22 protein-coding genes, 1 tRNA gene, 1 pseudogene and 1 other annotated feature are annotated in these 21,599 nt (G+C 41.0%); of the genes and pseudogenes, 21 read left to right on the top strand and 3 right to left on the bottom strand.

The features are described from left to right. The first annotated feature begins 4 nt into the window (after positions 1-4). From FC24_RS01960 to FC24_RS01910, 11 genes and pseudogenes are all read left to right on the top strand, one after another. Positions 5-1,387, top strand: a pseudogene (locus tag FC24_RS01960) (MFS transporter). A gap of 138 nt (positions 1,388-1,525) precedes the next feature. Further along, complete coding sequence (locus tag FC24_RS01955) at positions 1,526-2,827, top strand: Y-family DNA polymerase (RefSeq protein WP_057873194.1); 1,302 nt, start codon at positions 1,526-1,528, stop codon at positions 2,825-2,827. Then, complete coding sequence (locus FC24_RS01950) at positions 2,820-3,140, top strand: hypothetical protein (protein WP_057873193.1); 321 nt, start codon at positions 2,820-2,822, stop codon at positions 3,138-3,140. Before FC24_RS01955 ends, FC24_RS01950 begins: the two co-directional genes overlap by 8 nt. Then, complete coding sequence (locus FC24_RS01945; protein WP_057873192.1) at positions 3,137-3,511, top strand: hypothetical protein; 375 nt, start codon at positions 3,137-3,139, stop codon at positions 3,509-3,511. Before FC24_RS01950 ends, FC24_RS01945 begins: the two co-directional genes overlap by 4 nt. 174 nt (positions 3,512-3,685) lie before the next feature. After that, entirely contained in the window at positions 3,686-4,456 is a 771-nt protein-coding gene (locus FC24_RS01940; RefSeq protein WP_057873191.1) for a trypsin-like serine peptidase, read from the top strand. 582 nt (positions 4,457-5,038) lie between these two features. Further along, on the top strand, positions 5,039-5,533 hold the full coding sequence (locus FC24_RS01935; protein WP_057873190.1) for an NADH-quinone oxidoreductase subunit NuoE family protein: 495 nt from the start codon (positions 5,039-5,041) through the stop codon (positions 5,531-5,533). 18 nt (positions 5,534-5,551) lie between these two features. Beyond that, complete coding sequence (locus FC24_RS01930; RefSeq protein WP_057873189.1) at positions 5,552-6,853, top strand: NADH-ubiquinone oxidoreductase-F iron-sulfur binding region domain-containing protein; 1,302 nt, start codon at positions 5,552-5,554, stop codon at positions 6,851-6,853. Further along, the gene (gene fdhF, locus FC24_RS01925) at positions 6,853-9,447 is read left to right on the top strand and encodes a formate dehydrogenase subunit alpha (RefSeq protein WP_057873188.1); all 2,595 of its coding nucleotides are present in this window, start codon (positions 6,853-6,855) and stop codon (positions 9,445-9,447) included. Before FC24_RS01930 ends, fdhF begins: the two co-directional genes overlap by 1 nt. Positions 9,448-9,770: 323 nt before the next feature. Beyond that, entirely contained in the window at positions 9,771-10,559 is a 789-nt protein-coding gene (locus FC24_RS01920; protein WP_057873187.1) for an electron transfer flavoprotein subunit beta/FixA family protein, read from the top strand. An 11-nt stretch (positions 10,560-10,570) separates the two neighbouring features. Further along, positions 10,571-11,767, top strand: a complete 1,197-nt coding sequence (locus FC24_RS01915; protein ID WP_057873186.1) for an electron transfer flavoprotein subunit alpha/FixB family protein — start codon at positions 10,571-10,573, stop codon at positions 11,765-11,767. 3 nt (positions 11,768-11,770) lie between these two features. Continuing rightward, entirely contained in the window at positions 11,771-13,174 is a 1,404-nt protein-coding gene (locus tag FC24_RS01910; protein WP_057873185.1) for an FAD-binding oxidoreductase, read from the top strand. Between the two features lie 349 nt (positions 13,175-13,523). Here the strand turns inward: FC24_RS01910 and FC24_RS01905 are convergent, their stop codons facing one another. After that, positions 13,524-13,751, bottom strand: coding sequence for a hypothetical protein (locus FC24_RS01905; RefSeq protein ID WP_057873184.1), 228 nt, complete (start codon positions 13,749-13,751; stop codon positions 13,524-13,526). Then, complete coding sequence (locus FC24_RS11860; protein WP_268872292.1) at positions 13,748-13,870, bottom strand: hypothetical protein; 123 nt, start codon at positions 13,868-13,870, stop codon at positions 13,748-13,750. The genes FC24_RS01905 and FC24_RS11860 overlap by 4 nt, the downstream gene beginning before the upstream one ends. Positions 13,871-14,243: 373 nt before the next feature. On the opposite strand from FC24_RS11860, the gene FC24_RS01900 reads away from it, so the two are divergent. Next, positions 14,244-14,972 carry a Fic family protein gene (locus FC24_RS01900; protein WP_057873183.1) on the top strand — a complete coding sequence of 243 codons (729 nt, stop codon included), beginning with the start codon at positions 14,244-14,246 and terminating at the stop codon, positions 14,970-14,972. Positions 14,973-15,246: 274 nt separating this feature from the next. Here FC24_RS01900 and FC24_RS01895 read toward each other — a convergent pair. Beyond that, positions 15,247-15,320, bottom strand: a tRNA-Arg gene (locus FC24_RS01895). Positions 15,321-15,462: 142 nt separating this feature from the next. Continuing rightward, positions 15,463-15,536, top strand: a sequence feature (ribosomal protein L21 leader region). Between the two features lie 10 nt (positions 15,537-15,546). On the opposite strand from FC24_RS01895, the gene rplU reads away from it, so the two are divergent. From rplU to xseA, 9 genes are all read left to right on the top strand, one after another. Continuing rightward, positions 15,547-15,858 carry a 50S ribosomal protein L21 gene (rplU, locus tag FC24_RS01890; protein WP_057873182.1) on the top strand — a complete coding sequence of 104 codons (312 nt, stop codon included), beginning with the start codon at positions 15,547-15,549 and terminating at the stop codon, positions 15,856-15,858. Between the two features lie 22 nt (positions 15,859-15,880). Next, a complete protein-coding gene (locus FC24_RS01885) occupies positions 15,881-16,225 on the top strand; it encodes a ribosomal-processing cysteine protease Prp (RefSeq protein ID WP_057873181.1) in 345 nt (114 codons plus the stop codon). A 13-nt stretch (positions 16,226-16,238) separates the two neighbouring features. Continuing rightward, a complete protein-coding gene (gene rpmA, locus FC24_RS01880) occupies positions 16,239-16,535 on the top strand; it encodes a 50S ribosomal protein L27 (RefSeq protein ID WP_057873201.1) in 297 nt (98 codons plus the stop codon). A gap of 166 nt (positions 16,536-16,701) precedes the next feature. After that, the gene (locus FC24_RS01875) at positions 16,702-17,778 is read left to right on the top strand and encodes a M24 family metallopeptidase (RefSeq protein WP_057873180.1); all 1,077 of its coding nucleotides are present in this window, start codon (positions 16,702-16,704) and stop codon (positions 17,776-17,778) included. 69 nt (positions 17,779-17,847) lie between these two features. Further along, a complete protein-coding gene (gene efp, locus FC24_RS01870) occupies positions 17,848-18,405 on the top strand; it encodes an elongation factor P (protein WP_057873179.1) in 558 nt (185 codons plus the stop codon). Between the two features lie 39 nt (positions 18,406-18,444). Next, entirely contained in the window at positions 18,445-18,891 is a 447-nt protein-coding gene (locus FC24_RS01865) for an Asp23/Gls24 family envelope stress response protein (protein WP_057873178.1), read from the top strand. Next, complete coding sequence (nusB, locus tag FC24_RS01860) at positions 18,888-19,304, top strand: transcription antitermination factor NusB (RefSeq protein ID WP_057873177.1); 417 nt, start codon at positions 18,888-18,890, stop codon at positions 19,302-19,304. Before FC24_RS01865 ends, nusB begins: the two co-directional genes overlap by 4 nt. 86 nt (positions 19,305-19,390) lie before the next feature. Further along, positions 19,391-20,242: a bifunctional 5,10-methylenetetrahydrofolate dehydrogenase/5,10-methenyltetrahydrofolate cyclohydrolase gene (locus FC24_RS01855; protein WP_057873176.1), complete on the top strand. Its 852-nt coding sequence runs from the start codon at positions 19,391-19,393 to the stop codon at positions 20,240-20,242. Then, the gene (xseA, locus tag FC24_RS01850; RefSeq protein ID WP_057873175.1) at positions 20,235-21,584 is read left to right on the top strand and encodes an exodeoxyribonuclease VII large subunit; all 1,350 of its coding nucleotides are present in this window, start codon (positions 20,235-20,237) and stop codon (positions 21,582-21,584) included. The genes FC24_RS01855 and xseA overlap by 8 nt, the downstream gene beginning before the upstream one ends. The last annotated feature ends 15 nt before the right edge of the window (positions 21,585-21,599 follow it).

The raw sequence follows: 21,599 nt of genomic DNA, 5'->3' as shown, positions 1-21,599 counted from the left end.
TTAAATGCAAAAACGGATTGATTTAAAGTTAATCTTAGCGATTATTGCAACCGGCTTATTATCATTTTGCGGTGTAATTGTTGAAACGGCAATGAACATTACTTTTCCGGTTTTGATGCGAGAATTTGCCATTAATGCTGCAACTGTACAGTGGATGACCACTGCTTATTTATTGGTGGTTGCCATTGTGGTGCCACTTTCTGCTTTTTTAAAGCGTCGGTTTAAAACAAAAACGCTGTTTATTGCCGCCAATCTCCTTTTTTTGTTGGGATTAATAATTGATGCATTAGCAACTAATTTTACTGTCTTGGTGTTTGGCCGGATTGCTCAAGGTTTAGGTACCGGGATTGCTTTACCTTTAATGTTTAATATTATTATCGATTGGGCACCACAAGCGCAAAAAGGTATGTTAATGGGAATTGGTACATTGATTACGGCGATTGCGCCTGCATTAGGGCCCACGTTTGGTGGTTTTATCGTCGGTTCATTAGGGTAGCACTGGATTTTTATCAGTTTGATTCCCTTATTACTGGTTTCGTTAATCCTTGGAATTTATGCCATTCAGCAGGCAGCGCCAACCGTTAAAACCAGTTTCGATTTTGTCAGCTGGTTGCTGATTATTTTGTTATTCACCGGTTTTACATTGGCTTTTAGTCATTTAGCTCAAATCATACAATATCCATTACGTTTTTGCGGTTGGTTGCTTATCGGTTTGATTGGCTTGTTCGGCTTTATTTGGCGGACAAAGGTTTCACCACAGCCTTTAATTAAATTGACCGTTTTTCATAATCGATCGTTTAATTATCACCTCATTGCTTTTTTCTTAATTCAGCTGTGCGTGCTAGGTTTAGCCTTTATTTTGCCAAACTACATTCAATTAGTGAATGGGCAAAGCGCATTATTAGCTGGCTTGTTTGTGCTACCTGGGGCTGCTTTAGGAGCAATTTTTGCGCCATTAGGTGGTCGGATTTTAGACCGTTATGGTGCAGCTAAGCCAATTTTAACTGGTGCTAGTATTCTAACTGTTGCGTTATTCTTATTTGTTATTTTAGGAATGCGGCTAACAGGATTGCTTATCCTGCTCATTTATTTATTATTGATGATTGGGACTGGCTTAACCATGGGCAATACGATGACTAGTGGCTTAAATCAATTGACACTTGCACAACAAGCTGATGGGAACGCCTTGTTTAACACTTTGCAGCAATTTGCCGGGGCAGTTGGCACATCACTTGTGTCCGCCTTAATTACTTTGGTGCAAGTGCAAGCTAGTGGTAGTGCTGCGCGGAAAATAGCGTTAGGTGCGACTGTGGCATTCGGTTTATTATTCGTTTTCATGCTGCTTAATCTGATTGTGATCAGTATGGCAATGAAGCGACGGCAATAGCATTGCCATGACTTACTTAGGAGCTGTTACAAAAGTAGGACTTTTGTAACAGCTTTTTTGCTTGCACACATGAATTTTGCTGAAAAAGGATTGACGAATGCGAACATACGTTTGTATAATGAAAGGGAGGTGAGGCGGATGAATTATGCGAAAGAACCACATGGCGTTTTTTTCTTAATTGATAACAAATCCTTTTACGCTAGCGTTGAAGCAGTGGCTCGTGGCTTGAATCCATTGAAATCAATTATGGTGGTGATGTCGGAACAAGAAAATACCAATGGTGGTTTGATTCTAGCGACGTCACCTTTAGCAAAAAAGATTTATGGGTTGAAGGCGAATGTTTCTCGGCAGCGTGATTTGCCTAATGATCCGCGCTTATGGGTAGTGCCGCCCCGGATGAATTTATACATTAAAAAGAATTTACAGATTAACCAAATTTTTCGCCAGTTTGTCGCCGATGAAGATTTATGGCCATACTCCATCGATGAATCAATTCTGGATCTGACGCATTCGTGGCGGTTGTTTGGTAAATCGCCCCGAGCAGTGGCTAAACGAATTCAGCGGACTGTACGGCAAGCGTTAGGACTTTATACCACAGTGGGAATTGGCGATAATCCTGTACAAGCAAAAATCGCATTAGATATTTACGCTAAACATACGACTGACTTGATTGGCGAAATTCATTATGAGACTGTCCCAGATAAAATTTGGCCAATTAAGGATTTGACCGCAGTTTGGAGCATTAATGTGCGGACGGCTAAACGCCTAGCACATTTGCGGATTCATACGATGTACGATCTAGCCCACGCCAATCCTTATTTGTTAAAGCAAGAAATGGGTGTGATCGGAGAACAATTATTTGCGATTGCTTGGGGGATCGACCGTACGCAATTAAATCAACCGCTAAAGGTTCGTTCTGCCAGCATTGGTAATTCGCAAGTGTTACCACGAGACTATCAGGTGCCTGCTGAAATCGAACTTGTGATTAAAGAAATCGGTGAACAGGTAGCAGCTCGGTTGCGTCATCACCATAAACTTGCGGCTTGCATCAGTTTGCGTGTGGGTTTTTCATACGCGGCTAGCCAGGCAGATGGTCGTGGTGGCTTTGTGCAGGCTCAGCGCATTGATCCAACTAATAGCAACCAAGCCATCACGGCAACTTTAGTGTGGCTATTTCGTCAAAATTGGGCGGGGCAAGCAGTGCGTAATTTGGCCGTTTATGGTTCACGTCTGCACCCAGATACCGGTTTTCAGTTGTCATTGTTCGCACCACCACGGCAACAATTGAAGCAACAACGCGTTAATTCTTTGGTTGATCAAATTCGCGATCGGTTTGGGTTTACAGCATTAGTGTATGCCAGTTCACTTTTGAATGGGGGCACCGCCATTGAACGGGCTTCCTTAGTTGGCGGCCATAATGGAGGTAATAGTTATGAATAATGATTTAAAGTTGATTTTAACCCGGTTGCAGCAGCATTTTCAGCCACGCCGCAATACCCGTTATTGGGTTCAAATCGTTTTAGATCCTTATGATCATGCATTTAATTTTTTCTTTAACCAGCAAAAACGGCAGCAGCGTTTAAAATCCATCCCGTTACATACCATTACTGGCATTGATCTGGCTGCTTTGGAAAAGATTGTTGTCGCATTACAGGCACGTTTTCAATTTACTATTGACTATGTCGGTTTTACTGGTTTGCGTTGGCCACAAGCGCAAACTCTAATCCAACGAAAGAAGTTCTGGGAAGAATGAGATCGTTTGATCAGTTTAGCGATGCGCGAGTACAGCATTTTTTTGATCAGGTTTACCATGATCGTGGATTAATGAAATGGCAGGGATTTTATTTATCTGATCACACTGCGGCGTTAAAGCAGGTGAAAGCTGCTGAGCACCAGCAGCTTTCAATTCAACCGCAGCAATCGGTGGCTAAAATTACGCAATGTTTGGCCGTGGCTTACCGGCAACATTTAACGGTCATTGTGCAATTGAATCAATTAACAGCAGCTACCGGGACACCTTTACCTGCCGTTAAGGGGATTGTGCAAGGTTATCACGCGGACACTGTTTACATTGGCGCCCAGCCAGTTGCTTTAGCATTGATTCGGTATGTACAAGTGGTGTGAAAATGAGAATTATTTTAAGCAATTCTTATTGCAGATGTAGTTATTGATCGGATAGTTAAGCTATTTAAAGCGCAAACTAAATGATAGCGTTAGCTACTTGCGCTTATTTTTTGACAATGTCTAGCCTTACTTAGTAAACTATAAAAATCAAATAAGTAGAAAAGAGGCGAACTAATGAAAAAAGTAGGCCGGTTTATCAAATTAACGTTGGGAGTCGCATTTGCAGTATCAGGTGGTATCGGAGGTCTTGTTGCACAGCAACAAGCAAGTGCCGCAACTGTCCCACAAACGCGTGTGATCATTGGTGATGATGATCGCGTGCAGATTATGGATACAACTGTTAGTCCTTACCAAAGCATCGGTTACATTTTAGCAAATGGCCACATTAGTACTGGGACAGTAATTGGAAAAAACACTGTTGTAACAGCCGGGCATGTGGGCAATAGTATTGGTGAAGAACCGAGCCAGGATATTGATGAAGTCTACTTTGCGCCAGGACGTAATGATGAAGAATATCCATTTGGGAAATTTAAAATTAAAGCAATGTATCAGCTGCCGGATTATATTGATAATCCAGGTGCCGAATCTGACCTTGCAGTTTTAATCCTTGATACTAATGAAGCTGGTGAAAGTGTTGGCGATTTAGTTACCCCCATGCCGATAAAGGTGACTGGAGATATTGCGATTGGAACACCTTTAACGACGACGGGCTATCCAGGAGACCGCGTTTATGGCACAATGTGGACAAATTCCGGACAAGTTGTTAAGCAGACTGATAGTTTGATTTACTATGATATGGATACTGCTGGTGGTCAATCTGGTTCACCGGTCTATAATGATCAAAATCAAATGGTTGCGGTACACGGAGGTGGCACACAAACAGCTAATCTTGGTGTGAAATTAAACGCTGAAAATTACCAGTTTATCTTGGATCATTTACAATAAACTTATTCAGCACGTTGCTAGGTCAGATCCTTAAAGAATGCCTGTTAGTCTTAGCTAACAGGTATTTTTAATGCTAATCAATCTTTAAAAATAAGCTGTACAAAATCAACGTTTAATTGCACCGTTCAGTGATGCTAATCAGATAACTATTATGGGGATTAAAGTGTGATTGCTGCTGAATGGGTCTGAATTGATTTTCTGTAATATAACAGTTGACAAACGCATTGGCTGACCCTATACTTAAAATAAATAATCATAGCAAAAATATTTTTGGAACGGTAATGTAATCGCTTAATTTAAAAGCACTTTTACTGTATTGAAACAGCATTTTTTTACTTGCATGGCAGTGGTTTAATGGCGCTGCTATTATTCTTATTTTAATTTGAAAGCGATTACAGAATTGGAGCCGAACAAAAAAGGAGGAAAAATTCATAATTACGGAAATTATCATGCGTCACATCAAGGGAAAACATAACGTTTTATTAGTATTACCGCTTGAATGAAATTTGTTTGTCGTTGTTATTTATTGATACTGCTAGTTAATTCTTTACCCAGCTTAATCAAAGAAAGAAGTGTCCGTTTATGGGCGATGTATTAACACGTGATGCTAAAGTTGCTTTGATCGCTAGCTATGCGTCAAAACCAGAACAAATTGTTAATTTATTGTTTAGACTGCAGCGTACTTCAAAGCAACATTATATTGATCAAAAAACAGCACAATTAGTTAGTGATCATTTAAAAATACCCGTGTCCGGCGTGTATGAATTATGTTCATATTACCCAATCTTGAACGTGAAACCACAAGCCAAATATATGTTGAAACTGTGTAATGCGGCTCCTTGTACATTAGTGGGTGGTGAAATGATTCGCCAGACCTTAGAAGCTGTGTTAGGGGTACCAGAAGATACAGTGACCGAAGATGGTTTGTTTGCTTATAAAAGTGTAGGTGGTTTAGGCGCTTGTGATCAAGCACCGTTTATCAAAGTTGGGACTAAAGTTTTTGGTCATTTAGATGAAACTAAAACTAAACAGCTCGTCCATGATTTACAAAATGGCCACTATGATCATGAAATATAAGGAAAGGAGGGAAAAATGATGGCAACTGAACAAACGACTAATGCTATTTTAACTGCACGTTTTGCTAAAATGACGAACCCAGCTGAGGTACCAACCTACGTTGATCTAGCTGGTTATCAGGGTTTGCAAAAGGCAACAACATTAGATACTGCGGTATTATTAAATGAATTAGAAACGGCTGGTTTAATCAGTCGTTCTGGAACTGGTGAAAACATTGCAGCCCAATGGCAAGCTTTAGCAAAAGCCAAAGGACAAACGAAATATGTTGTGTGTAATGCGAATGAAGGTGAACCAGGCAGTTTCAAAGATAAAGCTTTAATACAAAAGGATCCGTTAGCAGTAATTGAAGGAATGACCATTGCAGCTTACTTTTTAAAGGCTAGCCAAGGTTATCTTTATGTTCAAGGCGAATTTCCAGAATTTATTGAAAACTTTGCAACTGCGCTGAATAACGCAAAAGCCGCGCATTATCTAGGAACCAATATCTTAGGTATTCCAGGTTTTAACTTTGACATTCAAATTATGGTGAGTGGAGGCGGCTATGTAGAAAATGTTGCTGATGCAATGATTCCTGCTTTAGAAGGTCGAGTAGGTAAACCTGGTCGTAAGGTTAATCTGGTCAAACGCGGCTTGTATGGTGCACCTACATTGGTCCATGATCCGGAAACTTTTGCTAACATTCCGGTGATTTTACGTTTGGGTGGCTCAGCGTATCGGGATTTAGGTGCAAAAGATGCTGGCGGCACAATCTTAGTTTCTCTGTCAGGGCAATTTCAGCATCCAGGGTTATATGAAGTAGCATTAGGTACACCAGTACAGGATATTTTATATCAGGCAGATTATGGTGGGGGTTCTACAACTGGCAAGCCGTTTAAGTTTATCCATGTCGGTGGGCAAGCTGGCGCGTTAGCAACCCCCGCCCAACTGGTAGATTGTGCGTATACTTATTCGGATTTCCATGCTCAGCATTTAACGATCGGCTGTGGTGTGATTGTTGCTATGGATGACAGCGTTGGTGTTGTCGATTATTTAGAAAAAGTTGCAGCATTTTATTGTGCGGAATCTTGTGGTAAATGTTTGGCTGGTCGTGTTGGTAGTGTTCGGATTAAAGAACAGTTGCAAAAATTTCAACGTCATGCGGGTGTGCCAGGAGATTTACGTTATTTTGCCCATACAGTGGATCATGTAGCTGAGCGGTCGCTTTGTCCAGTTGGCCAATCAATCGGTAATGCCATCTTTTCGGGTATGAAACTATTTCCTGACGAGTTTAAGCAAAGCATCAATTGGGATGCACCTGAAACTAAGGAGGTACCATGGTAATGGCAACTAAATTGAAATCAAAGACAATGCCGACTCAATACGGCCGTTTGGTCGACTGCTTTGATATTGAAGCGGAAAACGGCCAAGATGAACGTTCCCGCAGCGAAAAGAAAACTGCTGCGCGTCGTTTTTTAGTTGATTTGCAATTAAGCGACCATAAAATTGAATGTTTTGGGTGCCCAAGTAATGGTAATTGTCAAATTCAACAGGATGCTTTAGCAACTGGTATCTATCGCACTACTTTTGATGTGCCAAAACATAGTACTGTTGGTGCGATGGACACCAGCAGTCCCTTTATTGATTATGATCCAGAAAAATGCATTCTTTGTGGTCGTTGTGTTTCGGCTTGTCATTTAAAACAAAATAGAAATGTACTAAGCATTGCTGGCCGTGGTTTTAACACCCAAGTTGCAGCTGATTTTGGTAATAAGATCAATGATTCAATTTGCGAGTCTTGTGGTAATTGTGTTTTTGCCTGTCCAACTGGCGCTTTAACTGCTAAAGATCATCGGAAATATCGTGACTGGGAAACGACTAAAATGCAAACCACTTGCCCATATTGTGGCTCTGGCTGCCAGATTAATATGATTGTGCGCAATGGTGAAATAGTGGATGCAGAGCCAGCTAATGGTGCAGCAAATAAAAATATGTTGTGTGTTAAAGGGCGTTTTGCAGCTTATCGCTTTGCGGCTTCTAAAGACCGGTTGACCAAACCATTGATTAAACGCAATGGTAAATTTGAGAAAGCTAGTTGGGATGAAGCCTTGGATTATGTTGCCAACCGGTTTAGTCAATTAAAAGCAGATTATGGTGCTGATAGTTTAGCAGGCTTTTCCTGTTCCCGTTCAATTAATGAGGACAACTATGCGTTACAAAAAATGGTACGTGTTGGTTTTGGTACCAATAACGTTGATAATTGTGCCCGTGTTTGTCACGCACCTTCAGTTCATGGTTTAGGGACGACCTTAGGTTCTGGTGCCATGACCAATACCGTTAAAGACATCACCACTGATGTTGACGTGATCTTGTTGATCGGGTCGAATACCACTGAAGCACATCCTGTCATTGGTGCACAGATCCGGGGTGCCGTGCGCAATGGTACGAAGTTAATTGTGATTGATCCGCGTAAAATTGATTTAACCAACATTGCGACTTTGCATTTACAGCAAAAAGGTGGTACAAATGTCGCACTGCTCAATGGGATGATGAATGTCATCATCAATGAAGGTTTGGCTGATGAAAAATTCATTGCTGAACGGACAGAAGGCTACGAGAAGATGAAAGCACTGGTAGCGGACTATACACCAGAAAAAGTAGCTAAAATTTGCGGCCTAGAACCTACTGAGATTATTAAAGCCGCTGAAATGTATGCTAGAGCGGACAAAGCACCGATTGTTTACTGTCTTGGCGTTACGGAGCATTCATTTGGAACTGAAGGTGTCATGAGTATTTCGAACTTAGCGCTATTAGTGGGTAAAGTGGGTAAGCCCGGCTGTGGCATCAACCCATTGCGGGGGCAAAATAATGTTCAGGGCGCTTGCGATATGGGCTGTTCACCATTTGATCTGCCCGGTTATCAAAAGCTCAATGATCCGAAAACACTGCCGAAATTTGAAAAGGCTTGGGGTACCAAACTTAATCCCGATATTGGGATGACGTCTACACAAGTTTTACCAGCCGCCAAAACAGGTAAAATTAAGGGCTTATTCATTTTTGGTGAAGATCCATTAGTCACAGATCCAAATACCAGTGCTGTACGTGAAGAATTAGCCAGCTTAGATTTTCTAGTTGTTCATGAACTCTTCATGACGGAAACTGCGCAGATGGCAGATGTTGTATTGCCGGGTTTGAGCTACTTGGAAAAAGAAGGGACGTTTACCAATACGGAGCGGCGCGTCCAGCGGGTGCACCAAGTGATGAAGCCATTAAGTGGTGTCATGGATGATTTTAAAGTTTTCTGTGAAATTGCGAAACGAATGGGCGGTAAAATGGATTTTGCAACCACCAGCGACATTATGGATGAAATTGCGGCGGTTGATCCAGCCTATGGCGGAATCAGTTTTGACCGCTTAAAAGCTCATCCAAACGATGGCTTGCAATGGCCATGTACCTCGCCAACTGATCCGGGAACACCGATTTTACATGTCGATCGGTTTACACGGCCAGGGGGCAAAGCTGTATTTATGACGTTGCCTTACGAAGCGCCTAATGAATTACCAAATGATGACTACCCATTTATGCTCTGTACAGGCCGTGAGTTGTATCACTACAATACCCGTGCTTATTCTGAGCGTACACCGGGTATTCGGGAAAAAGCTGGTAAAGGCAGAGATCTGTCCTACATTGAAATCAACCAAATCAATGCTGCTGAAATGGGAATTAGTGACGGTGATAAAGTCCGGGTTAGCTCGCGACGCGGTACAATCGAAAGCTATGCCGCTGTCGGCGATGTTGTCCAGCCGGATGCTGCTTTTATGACATTTCACTTTCCTGATGGCAACAGCAACTTCTTAACTAATCCAGCAACGGATGACATTGCAAAATGTCCCGATTATAAAGTTTGTGCAATTAAAATTGAACCTGTAAAGGCTTAAACCATTAAAAGCCAACTCTAGAAGTAACAATTTATCTAGAGGGGCTTTTATGCGTTCTAGCAAGTAATAGCTTATGCTACGATTAAGTTAAAAGATAACATACAAGCGAGCAAAAATTTTAAAAATAGCCTTTACACCTGCTGTAAGTGCATTAGCATCTGATTAATATTTTCACAAAAAATAGGTTTTTACCCTAAATTAACCTGACTAATGTTGACAAAGATTCGTTTTAGTAGCATGCTTAATTTAGTTAGTGATGGCAGCGCTTACAGGATATGCTCGTTTCACTATGTTTATCAAGACATTAGGAGGCTTATATAAAAATGAACATTCTGGTTTGTATAAAACAAGTGCCTGGTTCATCTGAGGTAAAAGTAGATCCAGATACCGGTTTATTGATCCGTGATGGGGATAATGTCAAAATGAATCCTTATGACTTATTTGCGTTAGAAACGGCACTACGTTTGAAGAAAGAAAAGGGTGGCGAAATTACGGTTTTGAGCATGGGCCCGCAAGCCGCTAAAGCCGTAATTGAAGAAGCATTTGCGATGGGGGCTGATCATGGTGCGCTACTATCAGACCGGCGCTTTGGGGGTGCTGATGTTCTAGCAACCAGTTACGCTTTATCCCAAGGTATTAAAGCATTAGGTGATTTTGACTTGATTTTGTGTGGCAAGCAAACCACTGACGGGGATACTGCCCAAGTTGGGCCAGAAATCTCTGAATACTTAGAAATACCGGCCGTTGCGAACGTGACAAAAATTCGTGAAGTAACTGACGAAACGATGACAGTTGAAATGGATATGCCTAACCAGCTTGAAGTTGTTGAAGTGGCATTTCCATGTTTGCTAACTGTCGAAAAGGATATCTATCAACCGCGTTTACCTTCTTATGTTTTAAAAAAGGCAACGGCTGATCGGAAAATTCCGATTTATTCATTGGATGATATGGACGATCAAGACGAAAACAATTATGGTTTAAGCGGTTCACCAACACAAGTTAAGAAAATTTTCCCACCAGAAACCAATACCACACAAACGATGTTGGAAGGAACTGCTGAAGAGCAAGCCAAAAAATTAACAACCACGTTAGCAGATTTGAAGCTTATTTAGGAGGTTTTTTCATGGCGAGATTAAAAGTACATCAAGATAAAATTGACGATCCTGAAGCGCTAGTGGCGGTTTGCCCATTTGGTTCCATGTCCGTTAAGGATGGCAATGTCGTGATTGATGATTCCTGCCGTATGTGCTTGAATTGCGTCAATACTGGACCAAAAGGCGCGGTTGAATTCATTGTAGAAAAGAAGAAAAAACCGCTTAAAAAGGAAAGATGGCAAGGCGTTGCCGTCTACGTCGCTCAAGTAGACGGAGAAATTCATCCAGTTACTTATGAATTAATTGGTAAAGCTAAGGAATTAGCTGGTAAACTGCACCAACCAGTTTATGCTTTATTGATTGGGAGTCAGGTTCAAGCAGCTGCCAAGGAATTACAGCACTATGGAATCGATAAGATTTTTGTTTACGATGATCCTAAATTAGCGCGTTTTGCAATTGAACCATATACTGCAGTATTTGAACGTTTCATTAAACAAAATAAGCCAAACAGCATTTTAGTTGGCGCCACAACAGTTGGCCGCCAGCTGGCGCCACGTGTAGCCGCACGGATGCGGACTGGTTTAACGGCCGACACTACTATTTTAGATATGGATGCAAAATCCACTGATTTAAGTCAGATTCGGCCTGCCTTTGGTGGTAACATTATTGCGCACATCGTTACGCCAAATAACCGCCCACAAATGGCAACTGTCCGCTATAAAGTGATGGACGCTGCACCACGGCAAGAAGAAATCTCTGGCGAAATCGTTGAAAAGAAAATCAATGAAAAGAAGCTTGTTTCAAACGAGAAGATCATTGATATTATTCCTAAGCCGGCTGAACAATCAATTGAAAGCGCTGACGTTTTGGTTGCGGCTGGTCGCGGCGTTAAGTCAAAGGCAGAATTAGACCAATTAAAAGAACTGGCGAACCTATTAGGTGGCCAGTTAGCTGGAACACGGCCATTAGTTGAGAATGGCTGGATAGATGTTAGACAACAAATTGGTTTAAGTGGCCGAACGGTTCGGCCAAAATTGATCATCTGTGTTGGTATTTCTGGTGCCATTCAATTTATTGCGGGGATGGATAATGCTGACAATATTGTCGCCATCAATAATGATCCTAAAGCGACAATTTTTAAGAGTGCGCATTATTGTTTAGTGGGCGATCAAAGCGACATCATACCGCAATTAATCGCAGATATTAAAGCTAGGAAGGGGGAATAGCTGATGGCTTATAAGACTTTTACTAAGGAAGATTACACTGCTATTTTAGATTTAATTAATGACAATGACCGTGTGTTATATCAAGACGCCATTCAAGAAGAATATGGCCATGATGAATTGGGCGGTACTGAATCTTTACCAGATGTTGTGGTTTTAGCAGCATCGACTGCTGATGTTTCTAAAGTGATGACCTATGCATATGAAAATAATATTCCAGTAACGGCTCGTGGTGCTGGTACAGGTTTAGTTGGCGCCTGCGTACCTATTGAGCATGGCATTTTAATCGATATTTCAAAGATGGATCAAATCCTTGAATTGGACGAAGATAATTTAACACTGACGGTACAACCTGGTGTTTTATTGATGACCATTGGAGATTATACTGCCGAGCACGATCTTTTCTTCCCACCAGATCCAGGTGAAAAATCTGCTACCATCGCGGGTAATATTGCGACTAATGCCGGTGGGATGCGAGCTGTTAAATATGGTGTCACCCGGGATTTTGTTCGTGAATTAGAGGTTGTTTTGCCAACCGGCAAAGTCGTAACGTTTGGCGGTAAAGTGGTTAAAAATAGTTCAGGACTAGATTTGAAAGACCTTATTATTGGTTCTGAAGGTATTTTAGGCATTATCACAAAAGCTGTTTTGAAATTATTGCCTGCCCCTAAAAAAGTGATCAGCTTATTAGTGCCTTTCCCAACTTTACGTCAAGCCATTGATACGGTACCAGAAATTGTCCGCTCTGAAAATGTGCCCATTGCAATTGAATTTATGGAACAAGACGTTATCTTGGATGCAGAAGAGTATTTGGGTAAAAAATTCCCTGACCATTCTGCCGATGCTTACTTATTGTTACGTTTCGACGGCAATACGGATGAAGAAGTTGAAAAAGCTTATCAACCAGTGGCAGATCTTTGCTTGAAGCAAGGAGCGGTAGACGTCTTTATTTCAGATACGCAGGAACGGGAAGATTCAATCTGGAAAGCGCGCAGTGCCTTCTTAGAAGCAATCAAAGGTTCAACAACAGATATGGATGAATTAGATACCGTTGTGCCACGCAGTAAAGTTAACGAAATGGTTGCTTATTTCCCAGAAGTCAGTAAAGAACAAGGCATTCGAATTAAAAGCTTCGGTCATGCTGGTGACGGCAATCTACACGCTTATATGTTAAAAGATGATTTATCTGAAGCGGAATTCCAGAAACGGATGACCAAGACCATGGAATTAGTTTATGAGAAAGCTCATAATTTAGGTGGTTTGGTTTCAGGTGAGCACGGGATTGGCTATGCTAAGAAACGCTACCTGAAAGAGACCATGGATCCAGTGAACTTAGAATTAATGCGCGGCATTAAAAAGACCTTTGATCCTAAGAACATTTTGAATCCCAATAAAGTTTTTGATGTTTAAGAATAATTAAACAAAGAGTGTGACAACAAGCAATTATTTTTGCTTTATGTCACACTCTTTTTTACGATGATCCTCATTAGGTTAAATTAATTTAAGTAAGTGTTAGCATAATGACAGTGAATTCAACTGATCCAGATATGATGAGCGCTAAAAAGCAACTAAAGTTTGGCACAATTACGTCTGTACATCTTTACGGTAAAAACCAGAAAAATGGCCAGTAGATTTGCACCGGATCTTTGACAAGCAACTTGTTGTAATAGCAGCGACTGGAAAAAAGGATTTGCGAAGAGCATAATGGGAAATGCGTAGCGAATTTCCCATTTGCAGTATCGGCCTATTATCCTACCGATTAATCAGTATTCGTTTGTTCTAATTTAAGCAATTCTTTAAACACAATCCATGGTTCCTTGTCTAATGCTTTTCCGGTTGCTTTTAAAATTTTGCCTGAAATAGTATCAGTGCCACCTTTAGAATTAGCGACAGTCTGCAGGGTACTTTGATAAACATGCCCCTTTTTTGCAACTTGATAGCGAGTGATGTGATTATTATCTAAATATTGTTGATAAATACTTTTCATTTCAGCCACCACCAAATTAATAAAACAAGCACAATAAAAGCAATCAAGCCAGTAATCATTTCTTTACGTGTTGTTTTGCGAACGCTTATTTTAACGTGTTTGCTTTCAAATAATTTCATTTTGCTTTCCTCCTATAGCCATGCTACGTTAAAAAATAGGTTATTGCTTTTTAAGCGTGACCGGTTACTACTTGAAAATAATTGTTAAAGTCACGAAAATTGAGTTAATTTTAAAGGTTAATTTAATCGCTTGTGGCTTTTTCATTTTTAAGCAAGATAAAGAAACCGTCTTTCTCCTTGTCATAATACATGATTACGTTGTATAATACAAGACTGTTTAGCAACTATTTTTTTATAAAAAGTGCTGTTGAGTGAACCTAATTCAACAACTCAAGAAACAAAAGCTATGGCCCCGATAGCTGTTTATGGGATAAAGGCTTTACGCAGTAATAACCTCAACGACGTTGAAGCTGCAAATTAAAGGAGTGCTTATATGACTAAACTGGTCGAACAACTAATCAATGAGCGGGATAATAAATTAGCAGGCAGCTTGTATTATCGTACCCAGATTACCTTTTCCTATAACAGTAATCATATGGAAGGCACACGCTTAACTGAAGACCAAACACAACAAATTTATGATACTGGGAGTGTTTTTGCTGAACAAGGCAAACCTATTTATGTTGATGATGTGCTCGCGACAGTTAACCACTTTCAGGTCTTTAATTATTTATTAGATACGGTCGAGCAACCATTAACACCTGAATATACAATCAAGCTGCATCAAATCTTAAAAAAGGGAACTAAACAAGAATATAATCCTAGGTTTAATTATGCTGGTTTTAAACAGCTACCAAATCAAATTGGTACCTTTAACGTCATCAACACTACCAGTCCGAAGGAAACACCGGGAAAAGTTGCCAGTTTATTTAAACAATGGGAAAAAGAAACAGCTGCTAATTTAGCAAATTTTGCTAAATTCCATCGTGATTTTGAACTAATCCACCCCTTTAGTGATGGCAATGGCCGTGTTGGCAGATTATTATTGTTTAAAGAATTATGCCGGCGTAATCAGACACCTTTGATTATTGAAGATGTTAATAAGCCATATTATCTGCGTGGCTTACGTGAGTTTGAAAACACTCCCGGGTATTTAGTTGATACACTGGGCTTAGAACAAGATAAGTATCAAGGCTTAATTAATTATTTTTATCCTGAATGATTTAAACAGAATAACTTTTTAACCACAAAAGCGTTCTCAAAATGTTCTCAGTTTTTTAATATTATAGTGATTTTTAATTGCCTATAAAAAAATAAAAATCCCGCTAAACATTGATTTAGCGGGATTATTCAAAAAACTATTTTGTGTGCAGATTGTGTGCAATAATTTTCTTTTTTCAGCCTTTTCTAGTTCATTCTAAAAAAATAAAATCCCAATAAATGTTGATTTAACGGGATTCTTTAAAAAAAGCATTTTTCTTTAATTGGCATTAAAATGCCTCGAGTGGGATTCGAACCCACGGCCCACGGTTTAGAAGACCGTTGCTCTATCCAGCTGAGCTATCGAGACGACATCAGAAATTATTATAAGGAAGTTTAGCGCGCCTGTCAACGCGCAAAAAAGCTTTGGTCATCAATTTACTTGTAAAGCACGAAAATAGTTGCAACTGGTCGTGTTTATTGGTATGATACTACTGTTGTAATTGTGGCTGCCACAGCTACAACCGCTCGGAACAAGTTTAAGTCGGTTTAGCCGCACTTGTTTTCGGCGAGTCTAAGATGAGGAGGTGCAGCAGATGTACGCAATTATTGAAACTGGTGGTAAACAACTTAAAGTCCAAGCAGGTCAACAGATCTGGGTCGAAAAGTTGGATGCCAACGAAGGCGACGAAGTAACGTTCAAAGATGTTATTTTAGTTGGCGGTGACGGTGAAACTAAAATCGGCACACCAACAGTTGCCAACGCAACAGTAACGGGCAAGGTTGAAAAACAAGGTAAGGAAAAGAAAGTTGTTACTTACAAGTACAAGCCTAAGAAGCATAGTCATACAAAGACTGGTCATCGTCAACCTTACACACGTGTCATGATTAACGCAGTTAATGCATAATGAATAATAAGTAGGTGGTTACATGATCCGAGCGCAAATTCAACGTGATCAAGCGGGAAATATTGTTTTCTTTGGCTTAACTGGTCACGCGGATGCTGGTCCTTATGGCAGCGATATTGTGTGTGCGGCGGTTTCGGCGGTTGCAATTGGTGCGGTAAATGGTATCGAGCAAATTGCTAAGGTTAAACCGTTAGTTACCATGGATGCTGAAGCAGGAGGACATCTAGAATGTCGTTTACCAGCTGATTTAACTGTTGACCAAGCTAAAACTGCGCAAGTGATTTTAGCCAATTTAGCGTTAAGTTTAGAGAGCATCGTAGCTGATTATGCGGATTATGTGACGCTTAAGTACAAAGTTGAAGCCTAGGAGGTGTCCGATGATGTTGAAAATGGATCTACAATTCTTCTCCCATCATAAGGGAGGCGGTTCAACTGCCAACGGCCGTAACTCTGCCGGCCGGCGTTTAGGCAGCAAGCGTGCTGATGGACAAACTGTTACAAGCGGTTCAATTATTTATCGGCAACGCGGAACAAAAGTTCATCCTGGTACTAATGTTGGTATCGGTGGTGATGATACTTTGTTTGCTTTAGTTGATGGCGTTGTTAAATTTGAACGCTTAGATAAGAAGCGGAAAAAGGTATCAGTTTATCCGGTTAAAGTAGCGGCAGCTAAATAAACTGCTACATCAAGTTCGGAGCAGCCTGTTAGGGTGTTCCGAACTTTTTTTATGGCATAAAGGGATTATTTAGTGCAGCCATTTTGTTTGTCACTGCTTTTTGTTATAATAGGTGTTAAAATTGGTCTGTATTAAAAAGGCGATATGATCAGAAAAGAGGCAAGTAATGGCACAACGATTAGCGGCTTTGCGTAAAAAGTTAACGGCAATTCAGTTAGATGGTTTAATGGTGACTAATGCTGCTAATTTACGCTATTTGACTCATTTTACTGGTACTTCTGGTGTTGCGCTGATTACACGGACTAGTGCGTTTTTTGTGACGGATTCTCGGTATACACAACAAGCCTATCAGCAGGTAGCACCCCAGGGTTACGCCATTGTCGAAAGTGCTGGTTCGTTATTTGCAGAAATTAATCGGCTTTTACGAAAATTGCAGCTAACAACTTTAGGATTTGAAGCTGATTATGTGTCGTTTAATACTTATGATGATCTGGCTGACTTATTTGATGTGGGGTTGGTACCCACTTCAGGAATTGTGGAGCAGTTGCGAGCGGTTAAAGACCCGGATGAAGTCGCGTTAATCCGTGAAGCAGCTGCAATCACTGATCAAGCTTATCAACATGTATTGACTACCATTCATCCCGGCATGACTGAACGTCAGGTTGCGGATGATTTAGATTTTTACATGCGCCGGCAGGGTGCCTCTAGTGTTGCTTTTGACACCATTGTTGCAAGTGGTCCGCGTTCGGCAATGCCACATGGTGTGGCCACGGATAAAGTCATCGCTGCTAATGAATTGGTCACGTTGGATTTTGGCTGCTATTACCACGGCTATGTGTCAGATCTAACCCGGACTTTTGCAGTGGGTCAACCAAGTTCTGAGTTAAAGCACATTTATCAAATTGTTTTGCAGGCCCAAGAACAAGTGATTAAAAATGCACGTGCTGGGTTAACTGGTCAGCAATTTGATTATGTTGCCCGGCAGGTGATCACAAAAGCCGGTTATGGCGACTACTTCGGTCACGGCACTGGCCATGGTATTGGCTTAGAAATTCATGAAACACCTTTAGCTAGTCCTAGTGCTTCAGATACCACCTTGGTTGATGGTAATGTGATCACTGCGGAACCCGGTATTTATTTATTAGGGTTAGGTGGTGTCCGCATCGAAGATGATCTTTTAATTATGTCATCTGGCAATCAAATTTTAAATAATGCACCAAAGCATGACTTAATTGTAGTTTAGCGCCTTGCCAAATTTAGACTGGTCTTGCTATAGTTAATGAGCATGTATCGCGTAGAGGAGGAATAGCAAGTGATTTCTGTAAATGATTTTAAAACAGGTTTAACCATTGAAGTAGAAGGCGAATTATGGCGGGTTGTTGAATTTCAACACGTTAAGCCAGGTAAAGGCAGTGCATTTGTTCGGTCAAAGCTAAAAAATTTGCGGACTGGCGCAGTTCAGGAAAAAACATTCCAAGCTGGTAAAAAAGTAAAACGGGCGCAAATTGATAATAAGAAGATGCAATATCTTTATCAAGATGGCGACAATTATGTGTTCATGGACATGACCACTTATGATCAAATCGCTTTGCCAAGCGAAAAAATTAAAGATGAATTAAATTATTTGAAAGAGAACATGGAAGTCGGTTTGATCATGTATGGTAGTGAAACTTTAGGTGTTGAACTACCAAATACTGTTGAATTGAAAGTGACTGAAACCGAGCCAGGTATTCGTGGCGATACGCAATCTGGTGGTTCTAAGCCGGCAACGATGGAAACTGGTTTAGTGGTTCAAGTGCCATTTTTCATTAACCAAGGTGATCAACTATTGATCAATACTCAGGATGGCACTTACATCTCACGGGCATAATGATTGGTTACAGACAGGTAATTAAGGAGGGTCTATTGAATGGCTGAAAACACAAATATTGTATTGGATAGTAAGGCTGAACCAGCATTAGGTCGGATTGAGATCGCACCAGAAGTGATTGAGATCATTTTAGGAATTGCGGCCAGTCAAGTTGATGGTGTTTATAAAATGCGGGGAACATTGTCTTCTAGCATTAGTCAATTGTTAGGACGACAAGACCGTGGCAAGGGCGTTAAATTGACGGTAACAGAAGGCCAAATTCAAGCTGATATCTACGCTTATTTAAATTATGGTGTTTCTGTACCACAAGTCGCTTTAAAAATGCAAGATACCATCAAGGAACAGCTTTTATTTATGACGGACTTAAAGTTATCTGAAGTCAATATCCATGTTGTTGGTGTGATTCCAGAAAAATTAGCTAATTCAGTGGATCCAGATAATTTGTTTGCTGAAGACGATGATGGCAAAGATGGTGAACCTAAGTGATCAACCGACACAAAATTCGTGAATATGCATTGCAGACTTTGTTTGCGGTCGATGCTAATCCTGACGTTGATCAGCAGGCGTTGATGGCTTCCTTAGTTGCGTCTCCGGGTAAGGAAACGGCCTTACCCGCTTATTTATTGAAATTAGTCAATGGCGTGCAGGCGGACTTACCGGCACTAGATGAGTTGATTCAACAGCATTTAAGTACAGATTGGTCGTTAAATCGGCTTGCAAAAACTGATCTCGTGATTTTACGGCTTGCGTTATATGAAATGCTAAAGGTCCCTGAAATTCCGGCTAAGGTTGCGGTAGATGAAGCGTTGGAGCTCGCTAAAGATTATAGTGATGAGCATTCACGTAAATTTATCAACGGTGTGTTAGCAGCAGTAATCCGGCAGCGTCATTTAGCTTAATGATGACTGGGCAATATAAAATTTTGCGGCTGGGCGACAACTTAACGTTGTAAGCTCAGCTTTTTTAGAAAGGGCGTCAATTTGCCGTGATAATATTAGATGGAAAAAAGGCATCACAGGGATTAGTCACAGATTTAAAGCAAAAGATCACGCAGTTAAAAGCAACTGGAACACTCCCGACTTTAGCCGCCATTTTGGTAGGGGATGATCCAGCTAGTCAGATTTATTTGCGCAGTAAAAAAAAGCGGGCAGCAAAACTTGGTGTCCGTTTGGTAACCACAAAATTGCCTGATGCGACTTCTACAGCAGAATTAACCACAATTATTCAGAAGCTTAATCAAGATGATCACATTCATGCAATTATGTTGGAAATGCCATTACCAGCTCATATTAACAGTCAGCAGGCCATTTTAGCCATTGACCCGCGTAAAGATGTGGATGGTGTGCATCCGCTAAATTTAGGTTATTTATTTTCCGGGCACGCACATGCAATTCCCAATACACCTTATGGCATTTTAAAATTATTAGATCATTATCACTTGTCAGTTAAACACCAAAACGTTGTGGTAGTCGGCCGTAGTGTGGTAGTCGGTCGGCCATTAGCCGCTTTATTGTTAAATCAGGATGCTACAGTGACAATTGCCCACCGGTTCACGACTGATTTGACCAAATTAACGCAACAGGCGGATATCTTGGTGACTGCAGTTGGCCAGCCGAATATGATTTCAGCCGAAGCCATTAAGCCAGGTGCGATTGTGATTGATGTTGGGATTAACCGGTTAGCTAATGGTAAATTGGCAGGGGATGTGGATTATGCTAGCGTTGCCCGAGTTGCCCGTGCGCTGACACCAGTTCCTGGAGGTGTTGGGCCCATGACTAGTTTAATGTTATTTTACCAGACGGTGCAATTAGCAAGGAGACAGACAAACCATGGTTGAACGCACAGATTATTTATCCGTTACGACATTGACCAAGTATTTACGAGCGAAATTTGACCGGGATCCTTATTTGGAACGAGTTTACCTGACTGGTGAAATTTCAAATTTTCGCTTGCGTCCAGCACATCAATATTTTAGTTTGAAAGATGACCATGCAAAAATTAGTGCTGTGATGTTTCGTTCAGCATTTAAAAAAGTGAAGTTTACACCAGAAACTGGGATGAAAGTTTTGGTAGTCGGTCGGATTTCACTGTATGCGCCTAACGGCAGTTACCAAATTTATGTAGAACACATGGAGCCAGATGGGATTGGCGCGCTTTATCAAGCTTACGAACAATTAAAAAAGAAGTTAGCGCAGGAAGGCTTGTTCAATGCGCCTAAACGTCCTTTAGTTCGCTTTCCTAAGCGGATTGCTGTTGTAACAAGTCCTAGTGGTGCTGTTATCCGGGACATTATTACGACAACACGTCGGCGCTATCCAATTGTTCAGTTGGTTTTATTTCCAACTTTAGTGCAAGGAGATGGGGCGGCAGCAGACATTGTCGCTAAAATCCAGCAGGTTAATCAATTAGATAATTTCGACACCTTGATTGTGGGCCGTGGCGGTGGTTCCATTGAAGACTTATGGCCGTTTAATGAGGAAAAAGTGGCACGGGCCATTGCAGCTAGCAAAATTCCTGTTATTTCTTCGGTGGGGCATGAAACTGACACGACTATTGCGGATTTAGTGGCTGATGTACGAGCGGCGACGCCGACAGCAGCAGCTGAATTAGCAGTTCCAGTGTTAAGTGATGAAGTGTTAAAATTACAACAACAGCAAGTCCGTTTGGTTCAGGCTTTACGAAATCGCTTGGCATTGGCAAAAAAACAAGTTGATCGGTTGCGTCAATCCTACGTTTTTCGGCAGCCACAACGCTTGTACGATGGTTATTTGCAAAATGTAGATCAGCTTAATCGACGTTTGCAAACTAGCTTTAACCAAGTTTTACAGACGAAACAACAACAGTTATTAGTGGTTAACGGTCGCTTACAGCAACATCAGCCACAAATGCGTCTGCAACAGGCACAACGTGACGTTACTCGGCTGCATCAGCAACTAACGCAAACAATGCAGCGGTATTTGCGAGCTAAACAGCAAACTGTGCAGCAGCAAATTCAATCTTTGGATTATCTCAGCCCGTTAAAAATTATGGGTCGGGGTTATAGCTACGTCACGGATGACACTGGCAATGTTTTAAAAAAGGCACAGGATTTTAAACCAGATAAAAAAATTGATCTACACGTCACAGATGCGGTAGTTGCGGCTAAAGTGATTAAGGTAAAGCCCCAGGATAAAAAATAGAACGGAGGCCAATTG

Source organism: Loigolactobacillus rennini DSM 20253, assembly GCF_001436505.1.
GTDB lineage: Bacteria > Bacillota > Bacilli > Lactobacillales > Lactobacillaceae > Loigolactobacillus > Loigolactobacillus rennini.
This window is presented reverse-complemented; position numbering and strand designations above follow the sequence as displayed.